The organism is Pantoea sp. alder81 (assembly GCF_020179835.1).
Lineage (GTDB): Bacteria > Pseudomonadota > Gammaproteobacteria > Enterobacterales > Enterobacteriaceae > Pantoea.
The window spans coordinates 48,932-62,706 of sequence record NZ_JAIUDA010000001.1 but is presented as its reverse complement, the minus strand read 5'-3'; the positions used below and the strand labels follow the sequence as shown (position 1 = coordinate 62,706).

The window sequence follows — 13,775 nt, the reverse complement described above, 5'->3', positions numbered from 1 at the left end:
TTTTATGGCATTAGCCTCTCTTTACTCGCAGCAGCGGGTTCGCCTGCTGCTGGCTTTGATTACGGGTGCCATTGGCACCCTTTCCTTTTCTCCCTACGATTTTTGGCCTGCCGCATTAGTTTCCCTGGCGGGTCTGCAGCTGTTGCTGCTGGATCGCCGAAGTCCACAAGCTGCTGCCATTGGCTTCATCTGGGGCTTTGGTCTGTTCGGCAGTGGCATTAACTGGGTTTACGTCAGCATCGCCACCTTTGGCGGTATGCCTGGCCCGGTTAACGTCTTCCTGGTGATATTGCTGGCCGCTTACCTCGCCATCTATCCGATGCTATTTGCGGCGGTGCTCAATCGCCTGTGGCCGCGCGCATCTATATGGCGTCTGGTGCTGGCCGCACCGGCACTGTGGCAAATCAGCGAATTCCTGCGTGGCTGGATCCTCACCGGATTCCCGTGGCTGCAGTTCGGCTATAGCCAGATCAACGGCCCGCTCAAAGGTCTTGCACCGCTGGCGGGCGTTGAGACCATCACTTTCCTGATGATGGTGATCGCCGGTCTGCTGGTGCATGCGCTTTACCACCGCACGGTGAAAAGCCTGATTGCGGCAGTCGTGTTACTGGTGCTGCCATGGCCGCTGCGCATGTTGCACTGGTATCAGCCATTGCCGGAACGCAGCGTGGATATCGCCATGGTGCAGGGTAACATCCCGCAATCCATGAAGTGGGATCCGCAACAGTTGCTGAATACGCTACGCGTGTATACCTCTTACAGCCAGCCTTACATGGGCAAAGCGCCGATCATCATCTGGCCAGAATCCGCCATCACTGACCTGGAAAGCAACCAGCAGCCGTTCCTGAAATCGCTGGATGCTGAACTCCGCGCGCGCGGCAGTACGCTGATTACCGGCATTGTCGATTCGCGTGTTGAAGGCGACAACCGTTACCACGATTACAACTCCGTGATTGTTTTAGGTGGTGACCAGCCCTACAGCTATCAAAGCCACAACCGTTATCAGAAGAATCATCTGGTGCCGTTTGGTGAGTTTGTGCCGCTGGAAGACCTGCTGCGTCCACTGGCGCCATTCTTCGACCTGCCAATGTCATCGTTCAGCCGTGGTGCCTACGTGCAACCGCAGTTAAAGGTGGCGGGTTATGACCTCACTAGCGCAATCTGCTACGAGATTGTGTTGGGTGAGCAAGTGCGGGCCAACTTCCGTCCTGACACCAACTTCCTGCTCACCGTGTCCAACGATGCCTGGTTTGGTCACTCCATCGGCCCGTGGCAGCATTTCCAGATGGCGCGTATGCGTGCGCTGGAGCTGGGCCGTCCGCTGCTGCGATCGACGAACAATGGCGTCACGGCGGTGGTAAATGCCAACGGTGATGTTGAAAAAGAGATCCCGCAGTTCACGCGTGACGTGCTGGAAGCCAAAGTCACTCCGACCACCGGTGAAACCCCTTATGCTAAAGCGGGCATCTGGCCGGTGTGGATTCTGACGCTGATTGGCCTGGTGCTGGCGATAATGCGTCGCCGGCACTGACACCCCGATCACATTTTGACAGGCGAAGTGCTCACTTCGCCTTTTTTTTGCGCTGTTTTCCGCTCCCCTCGGCTACGCTTTACCAGATTCTCTGCTGGCTTTTTTGCGCATTCCACCGTGCTGGCACGATCATTGCTATTTATTTCAGTGGTTTTCTAAACATCAGCGGTTTGTCAGCGTAATGCCATGTTCACGCACTACTATCTGGCACTGACACGCACCGAAACGGCGCAATGGCTTTTTATTGCCTCTTATTGGTGCGGAGCGGCTCGCAAAAAACAAACTTTTTTGTTTCATTGCGTTAACAATTCGCTATGTTAATCACTATCCTGCGCGCAGTTGCGCTAAGGGATAACTAAAAAAGCAGCACGAAATACACACAACATCACAATCTGCGCAGTTTATGTTCTGCGCGACATCCATTCAAAGGAGTAGGAACATGCAGACACGCAAAGTGGCATTATCTCTTCTGCTGTTGGGAGCAGCAGCGGGAGCGGCCCAGGCGGAAGATCTCACCGGCACCCTGAAAAAAATTAATGATAGCGGCGTGATCGTCGTTGGGCATCGTGAGTCATCAGTTCCCTTTTCTTACTACGACAACCAGCAAAAAGTAGTGGGCTACTCGCAGGATTATTCCAACGCCATCGTGGCGGCGATCAAAGCCAAACTGAACAAGCCTGATCTGCAGGTGAAAATGCTGCCGATTACTTCTCAGAACCGTATTCCACTGCTGCAGAACGGCACTTACGATTTTGAATGTGGTTCTACCACCAATAACCTGGAACGCCAGCAACAAGCGGCCTTCTCCGACACAGTCTTCATCATCGGTACCCGTCTGCTGGTGAAAAAAGGCGGCGACATCAAAGATTTCGCTGACCTGAAAGGCAAAACCGTTGTCGTGACCTCCGGTACCACTTCTGAAGTTCTGCTGCACAAGCTGAACGACGAGAAGAAAATGGATATGCGCATCATCAGCGCCAAAGACCATGGCGATTCTTTCCGTACGCTGGAAACCGGTCGTGCCGTGGCCTTTATGATGGATGATGCCTTGCTGGCAGGTGAGCGCGCGAAAGCCAAGAAACCAGACAACTGGGAAATTACTGGCACACCACAGTCGAAAGAAGCTTACGGCTGCATGCTGCGTAAAGAAGACCCGCAGTTCAAACAGCTGATGGATGACACCATTGCCAAAGCGCAGACCTCAGGCGAAGCGGGCAAATGGTTTGAAACCTGGTTCAAACAGCCGATTCCACCGAAGAATCTGAACATGAACTTCGAGCTGTCATCTGACATGCAAGCGCTGTTCAAAGCACCAAACGATAAAGCACTCTGAATTAACAACGACAACAAGGGCAGTTCTGCTGCCCTCTCGATTGCTGAACACGCGGTGCGGACAGACAAACTGTAACAGGCCGTTCCCCTGAAACAGTCAGCAAGACACCGCTCAACAATCTTATGGGTAGCCTCGCTACCCTTTTTTTACCGGAGCTCGTTATGGGTATCGATTGGAACTGGGGCATATTTTTACAAGCCGCTCCGTTCGGCAATACGACTTACCTTGGCTGGCTGTGGTCCGGATTTCAGGTAACCATTGCGGTTTCCTGCTGCGCCTGGATTATCGCCTTCCTGGTAGGTTCCTTCTTTGGCATTCTGCGTACCGTGCCTAATCGACTGCTGTCGACCATTGGCACCTGCTACGTGGAACTGTTTCGTAATATCCCGCTAATCGTCCAGTTCTTCTTCTGGTATCTGGTAGCACCAGAACTGGTTGGCGAGAAACTGGGAATGTGGTTCAAAGCCGAGCTGGATCCTAATATTCAGTTCTTTGTTTCCTCGACCATTTGCCTGGGCTTGTTTACTGCAGCCCGCGTGTGTGAACAGGTTCGTGCCGCGATTCAATCCCTGCCGCGCGGTCAGAAAAATGCGGGTCTGGCGGTCGGCCTTACGTTACCGCAAACCTATCGCTACGTACTGCTGCCTAATGCCTACCGCGTGATTGTGCCGCCGATGACCTCGGAAATGCTGAACCTGGTGAAAAACTCGGCCATCGCTTCGACCATTGGTCTGGTGGATATGGCGGCGCAGGCCGGTAAGTTGCTCGACTATTCGGCACACGCCTATGAATCTTTCACCGCCATCACCCTGGCTTATGTAGGCATCAACCTGGTGATCATGCTGATTATGAGTTTGGTAGAACGTAAAATTCGCCTGCCCGGCAATCTGGGAGGCAAATAATGTACGATTTTGACTGGAGTTCGATTCCGCCGAGCCTGCCCTATTTGTGGAATGGCCTGATCATTACCTTCAAAATCACCGCCGTTGCGGTGGTATTCGGCATTGTCTGGGGCACCATTCTGGCCGTGATGCGCCTGTCGCCGTTCGCGCCGATTCGCTGGTTCGCCAAGCTGTACGTCAACCTGTTCCGCTCGGTGCCGCTGGTGATGGTGCTGCTGTGGTTCTATCTGGTGGTGCCCGCATTACTGCAACAAGTATTGGGACTGTCACCCAAAACCGACATTCGCCTGATTTCTGCCATGATCGCTTTTGCCCTGTTTGAAGCGGCCTACTACTCGGAAATCATTCGTGCCGGTATCCAGAGTATCTCGCGTGGGCAGTCTCATGCTGCATTGGCGCTGGGTATGACGCACTGGCAGTCGATGCAACTGATCATCCTGCCGCAGGCGTTCCGCGCCATGGTGCCGCTGCTGCTGACGCAGGGCATCGTATTGTTCCAGGATACCTCGCTGGTGTATGTCTTGAGCCTGGCTGACTTCTTCCGCACTGCCTCCACCATTGGCGAACGTGACGGTACCCAGGTTGAAATGGTTCTGTTTGCCGGTCTGGTCTACTTCGTGATCAGCCTGAGCGCTTCGCTGTTGGTTAGCTATCTGAAAAGAAAGAGGACGGTTTAAATGATTAGCCTGAAAAATGTTTCTAAGTGGTATGGTCACTTTCAGGTGCTGACCAACTGCTCCACCGAAGTGAAAAAAGGTGAAGTGGTGGTGGTTTGCGGTCCGTCTGGCTCAGGTAAGTCTACGCTGATCAAAACCGTGAACGGTCTGGAACCGGTGCAGGAAGGCAGCATTCAGGTTAACGGTACCGAAGTGAACAACAAGAAAACCAACCTGGCGCAGCTGCGCAGCAAGGTCGGCATGGTGTTCCAGCACTTCGAACTGTTCCCGCATCTGAGCATTGTCGATAATCTGGTGCTGGCACAGGTGAAAGTGTTGAAGCGTGATAAAGCCGCTGCACGTGAGAAAGGCCTCAAGCTGCTGACGCGTGTTGGTCTGGCTGCACATGCTGAGAAGTTCCCTGGACAGCTTTCTGGCGGCCAGCAGCAGCGCGTGGCGATTGCCCGTGCGTTGTGCATGGATCCGATTGCCATGTTGTTCGATGAACCGACCTCAGCGCTCGACCCAGAAATGATCAACGAAGTACTGGACGTGATGGTTGAGCTGGCGAACGAAGGCATGACCATGATGGTGGTCACGCATGAAATGGGCTTTGCACGCAAAGTAGCTAATCGCGTGATCTTTATGGACGAAGGGAAAATTGTTGAAGACACCAATAAGGATGACTTCTTCAATAATCCGCAGTCTGACCGTGCGAAAGACTTCCTCGCCAAGATCCTGCATTAATTAGTGTGATAAATGCGCCGCGACAACAATGTGCCTGTTGTTCATCAACAATGCACGGTTGTCGCGGCGCGGTTCATCGCGCTGATGGGAAAATATTAAGGTTCAAAAGGCTGACGCTGGAAATGATCGTGCCCGCATTCCGGGCAACGCGTCAGGCTCTCCGGGGTGTAAATCGCACGCGTGAATCCACACTTCTCACACACCAGATTCCCCAACCCCACCACTTCACCGCTCTGATAAACGCCATGATGGCGCAAATCCTGAAACACTTCGCGCCACTCAAGCTGACTTTTGTCGGTGATATCCGCCAGCTCTTTCCACACGCTTTCGCGGATTACCCGCAGAAACACCGAATCGCCGAGCACATCTGAGGATTCCTGGTAGCTCAGCGCGAACTCATGTAAATCGCGCCTGACCGCCCGCATCACCTCATTCACTTCAGATGAGGTCAGCGTATTTTTTGCGACTAAATCCTGCCGCGCCTCGGCGACCAGCGCATCGACATCGCGCTCGCCCTGCTCCAGCCGTTGGGTTAATACCGCTATCGTTGCACGATACTCCTGCGCCACGTTATTCATTTTGTTCTCCTTTCCGCGGAATAGCTGATAGTAAGTTTAGCTGTTCTGTCATATTTGCCGTGTCGAAAGCGGAGTAAATCGCAAAAGGGTGAAAGCGGCGGCGCATTGATTAGAAATCCGGCCGTCTGGGGCGTGAAATGTTGTTGAGGAAGGGGCTTATGGGTATGCTATGCGGATCTAAATGTATGCGAACCCGTCATACTTCAAATCACAGGTGCGTTGGCTGCACGTGTTCACTTCGTCACTTACTTCGGTAAGCGCCAGTGTATTCACACCTTTGCCGCCTTCCCGTGACGCGAAATATTCAGGGTTAACGATTTTCATAAAGGACCACAGGCAGCCATGCAAGAGCAATACCGCCCGGAAGAGATAGAATCCCGCGTCCAACAGCACTGGGACGAAAACGAAACCTTTAAAGTGACCGAGCAGGAAGGCAAAGAGAAATACTACTGCCTTTCCATGCTGCCCTATCCTTCTGGCCGTCTACACATGGGCCACGTGCGTAACTACACCATTGGCGATGTGATTGCGCGTTATCAGCGCATGCTGGGTAAAAACGTCCTGCAGCCGATTGGCTGGGATGCGTTTGGTCTGCCAGCTGAAGGCGCTGCGGTAAAAAATAACACCGCACCTGCGCCATGGACTTATGACAACATCGAATACATGAAGAACCAGCTCAAACTGCTGGGCTTTGGCTATGACTGGAGCCGTGAATTGGCCACCTGCCAGCCAGAGTACTATCGCTGGGAGCAGTGGTTCTTCACTAAGTTGTACGAAAAAGGCATGGTCTATAAAAAGACCTCGGCGGTGAACTGGTGTCCACACGACCAAACCGTGCTGGCCAACGAACAGGTTATCGACGGCTGCTGCTGGCGCTGCGACACCAAAGTTGAGCGCAAAGAGATTCCACAGTGGTTCGTGAAAATCACCGCTTATGCGGAAGAACTGCTGAACGATCTGGATAAGCTGGAAGACTGGCCTGAAACGGTCAAGACCATGCAGCGTAACTGGATTGGCCGTTCTGAAGGCGTGGAAATCACCTTTGATGTGGCGTACAGCGAAGAGAAATTGACCGTATATACCACGCGTCCTGACACCTTCCTCGGTGCGACCTACGTTGCTGTGGCAGCCGGTCACCCGCTGGCGCGTCAGGCTGCGGCCAGCAACCCTGCGCTGTCTGACTTTATCGCTGAATGCAGCACCACCAAAGTGGCTGAAGCAGATATGGCGACGATGGAGAAGAAAGGCATGGCCACCGGCCTGTTTGCTATCCATCCGCTGACGGGCGAAGAGATCCCAGTCTGGGTCGCTAACTTTGTCCTGATGGAATACGGCACCGGCGCAGTGATGGCGGTTCCAGGCCACGACCAGCGTGACTGGGAGTTCGCCACCAAGTACAACCTGAACATCAAGCCAGTGATCCTGAATCTGGATGGTTCAACGCCTGATCTGAGCGAAGCGGCGATGACCGACAAAGGCGCGCTGTTCAACTCTGGTGAGTTCAACGGGCTGGATCATCAGGCAGGCTTCAACGCCATTGCTGATGCGCTGGCCGCGAAAGGCGTCGGCGTGCGTAAAGTGAACTATCGTCTGCGCGACTGGGGTGTATCCCGTCAGCGTTACTGGGGTGCACCAATTCCAATGGTGACGCTGGAAGACGGCACTGTGATGCCAACACCAGAAGATCAGCTGCCGGTGATTCTGCCGGAAGATGTCGTCATGGATGGTATCACCAGCCCAATCAAAGCCGATCCTGAGTGGGCGAAAACCACGGTCAACGGCCAGCCTGCGCTGCGCGAGACCGATACCTTCGACACCTTTATGGAGTCGTCCTGGTACTACGCGCGTTACACCTGCGCTAACTATAACGAAGGCATGCTGGATCCGGCCGCAGCAAACTACTGGCTGCCGGTCGATCAGTATGTGGGTGGTATTGAACACGCCATCATGCACCTGATGTATTTCCGCTTCTATCACAAGCTGCTGCGCGATGCGGGCCTGGTGAACTCTGATGAGCCAGCCAAACGTCTGCTGTGTCAGGGCATGGTACTGGCCGATGCGTTCTATTACACCGGTACCAGCGGCGAGCGTAACTGGGTTTCTCCGGTTGATGTTACCGTTGAGCGCGATGATAAAGGCCGCATCACCAAGGCTGTCGATAACGCGGGCCGTGAAGTGGTTTATGCCGGCATGAGCAAGATGTCGAAGTCAAAAAACAACGGCATCGATCCACAGCTGATGGTTGAACGTTACGGTGCTGATACCGTGCGTCTGTTCATGATGTTTGCTTCACCAGCCGAAATGACGCTGGAATGGCAGGAATCTGGCGTTGAAGGTGCGAACCGCTTCCTGAAGCGTGTGTGGAAACTGGCCTACGAACACGTGGCGAAAGGTGCCACCGTTGCGCTGGACCTCAATACACTGAACGACGATCAGAAAGCGCTGCGTCGCGATCTGCACAAAACCATCGCCAAAGTCGCTGATGATGTCGGTCGTCGCCAGACCTTCAATACCGCTATCGCAGCCATTATGGAGTTGATGAACAAACTGACCCGAGCCCCGCAGGAGAGCGAGCAAGATCGCGCTCTGATGCAGGAAGCGCTGGTGGCGGTTGTCCGTCTGCTGTATCCGTTCACGCCGCACGCCAGCTATGTTCTGTGGCAAGCGCTGGGCGGAGAAGGTAACGTAGATGAAGCCAGCTGGCCGGTTGCGGATGAATCCGCCATGGTAGAAGATTCACTGCTGGTCGTTGTGCAGGTGAATGGCAAAGTGCGCGGCAAAATTACCGTTGCGCCGGATGCTACGCAGGAGCAGGTTCAGGCGCGTGCTGCGCAGGAGCATATTGTGGCGAAATATCTGGAAGGCGTCACACTTCGTAAAGTGATTTATGTCCCTGGCAAACTGCTTAACCTGGTCGTAGGTTAAGTTCAGGAGGAACTGTGCGACAACTGATTATCAGGCTGTTTGTCCTGCTTGCGGTGATGATCACTGCAGGCTGTGGTTTTCACCCGCGCGGCACCACCATGGTGCCAAACGAGATGAAAACGCTGATTGTTCAAAGTGGCGACCCCTATGGTCCACTGGCGCGCACCGTGCGCCAGCAGCTGCGTATCAATGATGTCACCATCGTTGATGACAGCAAAAAGGCCAGCGCCATATACCCAACTCTGCGTTTAGGCGCAGAGATGCAGGGGCGTGATACTGCATCGGTGTTTATCAGCGGTACCACTGCTGAGTATTCACTGGTGATGACAGTGACCGCGCAGGTTCTGATTCCGGGCAAAGGCATCTACCCGATCAGCACCACCGTGTACCGTTCTTTCTTCGACAACCCGAATGCCGCACTGGCGAAGGATGCCGAGCAGGACATGATCGTGCAGGAAATGCGTCAACGTGCCGCCGAGCAACTGGTGCGTAAGCTGTTAACGGTTCATGCCGCGCAGGAAAGCAACAAAGACACATTGCCACAGCCGGAGATCATCGCACCGGGTGAGAATTCACCAGAAGTGTCGTCTTCGTCAGCAACCAGTCTGCAATGATCAGGATTTATCCTGAACAACTGAGCGCGCAGCTTCGTGAGGGGCTGCGCGCCTGTTATTTTCTGACCGGCAATGAACCGCTGCTGATTCAGGAAAGTGCGGATGCCATTCGTACGGTTTCCGCTTCTCAAGGCTTTGAAGAACACTTCAGTGTCACTCTCGATGCGCAAACCGACTGGGATGCGATCTTTACCAGCTGTCAGGCACTCAGCCTGTTCACTCAGCGCCAGACCTTAACCCTGCAACTGCCGGAAAACGGTGCCAATGCGGCGATGGCCGAGCAACTGGTTAAACTCGCCAGCCTGCTGCACAGCGATATCCTGCTGGTGCTGCGCATGGCAAAATTGACCAAAGCGCAGGAAAACAGCGCCTGGTTTAAAGCGCTCAGCGCCCATGCCGTGCTGGTCCCCTGCCAGACGCCCGAACAAGCGCAGTTGCCACGTTGGGTTGCCAGCCGCGCCAAAGCCATGAAGTTGAGTGTTGATGACGCAGCGATTCAGCTGCTGTGCTACTGCTATGAAGGCAATCTGCTGGCGCTGGCACAGGCGCTGGAACGTCTGTCACTGCTGTGGCCAGATGGCAAACTCACCCTGCCCCGCGTTGAAGACGCGGTGAATGACGCTGCACACTTTACGCCATTCCACTGGGTAGATGCCCTGCTGGCGGGCAAAAGTAAGCGCGCCCTACATATTCTGCATCAGCTGGAAAAAGAAGACGCTGAAGTGGTGATTTTGCTGCGTACTCTGCAACGTGATTTACTAACGCTGCTGCATTTGCAGCGCAATCAGGCCAAACAGGGTCTGCGTACGCTGATGGATCAACAACGCATCTGGCAGAACCGTCGCGCGCTGTTTACTGATGCGCTACAACGCCTTGATGCACGCCGTCTGCAACGCGCCGTGCATCTGCTCGCCGAACTGGAACTGACCATGAAGCAGGACTACGGTCAGAATCTTTGGCCGCAGCTCGAGACATTGTCGCTGCTGCTATGCCACCGCGATTTTCCCCTAAGCTTTACTGATGTCTAAACTCTACGCGCTGTTCGGCGGCACCTTCGACCCAATCCACTTTGGGCATCTGCGCCCGGTGGAAGCACTGGCGCAGCAGGTTGGGCTGAAAAAGGTCACGCTGCTACCGAATAACGTGCCACCACATCGCCCACAGCCCGAAGCCAGCGCCCGGCAACGCGTGGAGATGCTGCGCTGTGCGATTGCGACCCGCCCACTGTTTGATATTGATACGCGTGAGCTGGAGCGGGATACGCCGTCATGGACGGTCGCAACCCTTGAAGCATTGCGTGCGGAACGCGGCGCAGAACAGCCCCTCGGGTTTATCATCGGACAAGATTCTCTGCTAACGTTAGCCAAATGGCATCGCTGGCAGGATCTCCTCTCTCTGTGCCATCTGTTGGTGTGCCAACGGCCAGGCTATGCGATGCAGATGGAAACACCTGAGATGCAGCAATGGCTGGATGTGCATCGGGCGCAGCACGCAGAACAGTTGCATCATTCACCGGCAGGCCGTATCTGGCTGGCGGATACGCCGCTGTTTGACATCTCCGCCACGGAAATACGCCAGCGTCGTCACCAGGGGCAATCCTGCACCGATCTACTGCCCGACGAAGTTATCGATTATATCGATCGCGCTGGCTTATATCGCGGTTGATCGTTGCGTGCTATACTGCGCCGCTTCATTTTAGGCTATGTTTTCCGGGCGTTCAGCCTGCTCGTAATCACCTGTTTTTAAGGGGAACCTTTTGCAAGGTAAAGCACTCCAAGATTTCGTTATTGATAAGATTGATGATATCAAAGGCCAGGACATCATTGCTGTTGATGTTCAGGGCAAATCAAGTATCACCGATTGCATGATCATCTGCACCGGCACGTCGACGCGTCACGTTGTCTCGATCGCCGATCACGTGGTGCAGGAATCCCGTGCCGCGGGTTTGAAACCGCTGGGCGTCGATGGTAAAGCTGCCGCTGATTGGGTGGTGGTTGATCTCGGCGAAGTGATCGTACACGTGATGCAGGAAGAGAGCCGCCAGCTGTATGAGCTGGAAAAGCTCTGGAGCTAAGCCTTGAAACTGCAGCTTGTCGCCGTCGGCACCAAAATGCCCGACTGGGTTCAGACCGGTTTCATGGAGTATCTGCGCCGCTTCCCCAAGGATATGCCGTTTGAACTGACCGAAGTGTCCGCGGGTAAACGTGGCAAGAACGCTGACATCAAGCGCATCCTGGAAAAAGAGGGTGAAGCGATGTTAGCGGCTGTCGGTAAAGGCAATCGCATCGTCACGCTGGATATTCCAGGGCAGCCGTGGGAAACCCCACAGCTGGCGCAACAGCTTGAGCGCTGGAAACAGGATGGCCGCGATGTCAGCTTGTTAATTGGCGGTCCGGAAGGACTGGCACCGGCATGCAAAGCGGCTGCCGAGCAGAGCTGGTCGCTGTCCACGTTGACGCTGCCACATCCGCTGGTGCGTGTGCTGGTTGCAGAAAGCCTGTATCGTGCCTGGAGCATCACCACGAATCATCCTTATCACCGTGAATAAACGCCTGACAACCTCCAGACAATAAACGCAGCGGATGAAATTACAGAGCAACGCCTTTCGCGATTACACTGCCGAACAGAAACTCTTCGTCCGCCGGGCTTTGGTGGCTTTTGTTGGCATCTTCCTGCTCTCCAGCGTGCTGGTGGTCAACCTCTATCATCTGCAAATCCTGCGATTCGACGATTACAGCACTCGTTCAAATGAGAACCGCATCAAGCTGGTGCCCGTGGCACCCAGCCGCGGCATCATCTTTGATCGCAACGGCGTCCCGCTGGCGCTGAACCGCACCATTTATCAGGCCGAACTGGTACCCGAAAAAGTTGATGACCTGAAGCAGACGCTGCAGGACCTGCGCCCAATTCTGGATCTCACTGACGACGATCTCGACGCCTTTGAAAAAGAGCGTAAGCGCTCACGCCGCTTCACCTCCATTCCGGTTAAAACCGCGCTCAACGAAGTGCAGGTGGCGCGTTTCGCCGTCAATCAGTACCGTTTCCCCGGCGTGGAAGTAAAGGGTTATCAACGCCGCTATTACCCTTATGGCCAGACGCTGACGCACGTGGTGGGCTACGTCTCAAAAATTAACGACCGCGACGTTAAACGCCTCGATGATGAAGGTAAATGGCCAAACTATGCGGCAACGCATGATATCGGCAAGCTGGGTATCGAAAACTATTACGAAGATGTGCTGCATGGCAAAACCGGCTATGAAGAGGTTGAAGTTAACAACCGCGGTCGGGTGATCCGCCAGTTGCATGAGCAATCTCCGCAGGCCGGTCGCGATATCTATCTGACCGTTGACCTGAAACTGCAGCAGTACATCGAAACCCTGTTGACCGGCAGTCGTGCGGCAGTGGTGGTAAGCGATCCGCGCACCGGTGAAATTCTGGCGCTGGTGTCCAACCCCAGCTACGACCCCAATTTGTTTGTCGATGGTATCTCCACCAAGGATTACAAAGCCCTGCTGAGTGATGAGAACCGTCCACTGTATAACCGCGCGTTACAGGCATCCTACCCGCCCGCCTCAACGGTGAAACCTTATGTTGCCGTCTCCGCCCTAAGCGCAGGCGTGATTAACCGCAATACCAGCCTGTTTGATCCCGGCTGGTGGCAGTTGCCCGGTTCGGAAAAGCGCTACCGCGACTGGAAAAAATGGGGACACGGGCGTTTAAATGTCACCAAATCGCTGGAAGAATCTGCCGATACCTTCTTCTATCAGGTCGCCTACGACATGGGCATTGATCGCCTGTCCGAATGGATGACCAAATTTGGCTATGGCCATCGCACCGGCATCGATTTGCCGCAGGAAAGTCCCGGCAACATGCCAACGCGTGAATGGAAACTGAAGCGCTTTAAGAAGCCGTGGTATCAGGGTGACACCATTCCGGTGGGCATTGGTCAGGGTTACTGGACCGCAACCCCGATACAAATGAACAAAGCCATGATGATTCTGATCAATGACGGCATCATCAAAGTGCCGCATTTACTGCGCGCCACCCGTGAAGGCCAGGCCATGGTGCCTTATCGCCAGCCGCCAGATGCACCGATTGGCGACATCCACTCGGGATACTGGGAAATCGCCAAAGATGGTATGTACGGCGTGGCCAACCGCGCTAACGGTACGGCGCACAAGAGCTTTGCTGATGCGCCTTACAAAATCGCCGCGAAATCCGGTACTGCGCAGGTGTTCGGTCTGAAAGAGAACGAAACCTATAACGCGCATAAAATTGCCGAACGCTTGCGTGACCATAAATTGATGACAGCTTTCGCGCCTTACGACAAACCGCGCGTCGCCGTGACCATGATTCTGGAGAACGGCGGTGCCGGCCCTGCAGTGGGTACGGTGATGCGCCAGATTCTCGACCACATAATGTTAGGCGACAACAATACCGTGCTGCCTGAAGCTGCACCGACGCCGCCTGGCTACGAAGGTGAATAAAG

13 protein-coding genes are annotated in these 13,775 nt (G+C 54.5%); 12 read left to right on the top strand and 1 reads right to left on the bottom strand.

From position 1 onward, the window contains the following. Positions 1-4 precede the first annotated feature (4 nt). The 5 genes from lnt (at position 5) to LBW88_RS00275 (ending at position 5,169) form a co-directional block, all read left to right on the top strand. Positions 5-1,531 carry an apolipoprotein N-acyltransferase gene (lnt, locus tag LBW88_RS00295; RefSeq protein WP_224930106.1) on the top strand — a complete coding sequence of 509 codons (1,527 nt, stop codon included), beginning with the start codon at positions 5-7 and terminating at the stop codon, positions 1,529-1,531. A gap of 439 nt (positions 1,532-1,970) precedes the next feature. Then, positions 1,971-2,864 (top strand): glutamate/aspartate ABC transporter substrate-binding protein, encoded by an 894-nt coding sequence (locus LBW88_RS00290; RefSeq protein WP_224930109.1) that lies wholly within the window; start codon positions 1,971-1,973, stop codon positions 2,862-2,864. A gap of 161 nt (positions 2,865-3,025) precedes the next feature. After that, on the top strand, positions 3,026-3,766 hold the full coding sequence (locus LBW88_RS00285; RefSeq protein ID WP_224930112.1) for an amino acid ABC transporter permease: 741 nt from the start codon (positions 3,026-3,028) through the stop codon (positions 3,764-3,766). Beyond that, the gene (gene gltK, locus LBW88_RS00280) at positions 3,766-4,443 is read left to right on the top strand and encodes a glutamate/aspartate ABC transporter permease GltK (protein ID WP_224930115.1); all 678 of its coding nucleotides are present in this window, start codon (positions 3,766-3,768) and stop codon (positions 4,441-4,443) included. Before LBW88_RS00285 ends, gltK begins: the two co-directional genes overlap by 1 nt. Beyond that, the gene (locus tag LBW88_RS00275; RefSeq protein ID WP_038648298.1) at positions 4,444-5,169 is read left to right on the top strand and encodes an amino acid ABC transporter ATP-binding protein; all 726 of its coding nucleotides are present in this window, start codon (positions 4,444-4,446) and stop codon (positions 5,167-5,169) included. 95 nt (positions 5,170-5,264) lie between these two features. Here LBW88_RS00275 and LBW88_RS00270 read toward each other — a convergent pair whose 3' ends face one another. Then, a complete protein-coding gene (locus tag LBW88_RS00270) occupies positions 5,265-5,747 on the bottom strand; it encodes a zinc ribbon-containing protein (RefSeq protein ID WP_224930117.1) in 483 nt (160 codons plus the stop codon). A gap of 342 nt (positions 5,748-6,089) precedes the next feature. Here LBW88_RS00270 and leuS point away from each other — a divergent pair, with 342 nt between their 5' ends. The 7 genes from leuS (at position 6,090) to mrdA (ending at position 13,773) form a co-directional block, all read left to right on the top strand. After that, entirely contained in the window at positions 6,090-8,672 is a 2,583-nt protein-coding gene (gene leuS / locus LBW88_RS00265) for a leucine--tRNA ligase (RefSeq protein WP_224930120.1), read from the top strand. Positions 8,673-8,686: 14 nt separating this feature from the next. Next, on the top strand, positions 8,687-9,286 hold the full coding sequence (lptE, locus tag LBW88_RS00260; protein WP_224930123.1) for an LPS assembly lipoprotein LptE: 600 nt from the start codon (positions 8,687-8,689) through the stop codon (positions 9,284-9,286). Further along, a complete protein-coding gene (gene holA / locus LBW88_RS00255) occupies positions 9,283-10,314 on the top strand; it encodes a DNA polymerase III subunit delta (protein WP_224930126.1) in 1,032 nt (343 codons plus the stop codon). Before lptE ends, holA begins: the two co-directional genes overlap by 4 nt. Continuing rightward, positions 10,307-10,951, top strand: coding sequence for a nicotinate-nucleotide adenylyltransferase (nadD, locus tag LBW88_RS00250; protein ID WP_224930129.1), 645 nt, complete (start codon positions 10,307-10,309; stop codon positions 10,949-10,951). The genes holA and nadD overlap by 8 nt, the downstream gene beginning before the upstream one ends. A 91-nt stretch (positions 10,952-11,042) precedes the next feature. Beyond that, positions 11,043-11,360, top strand: coding sequence for a ribosome silencing factor (gene rsfS, locus LBW88_RS00245; RefSeq protein WP_038648315.1), 318 nt, complete (start codon positions 11,043-11,045; stop codon positions 11,358-11,360). Positions 11,361-11,363: 3 nt separating this feature from the next. Next, on the top strand, positions 11,364-11,834 hold the full coding sequence (gene rlmH / locus LBW88_RS00240) for a 23S rRNA (pseudouridine(1915)-N(3))-methyltransferase RlmH (RefSeq protein ID WP_034829053.1): 471 nt from the start codon (positions 11,364-11,366) through the stop codon (positions 11,832-11,834). A gap of 34 nt (positions 11,835-11,868) precedes the next feature. After that, a complete protein-coding gene (gene mrdA / locus LBW88_RS00235) occupies positions 11,869-13,773 on the top strand; it encodes a peptidoglycan DD-transpeptidase MrdA (RefSeq protein WP_224930132.1) in 1,905 nt (634 codons plus the stop codon). The last annotated feature ends 2 nt before the right edge of the window (positions 13,774-13,775 follow it).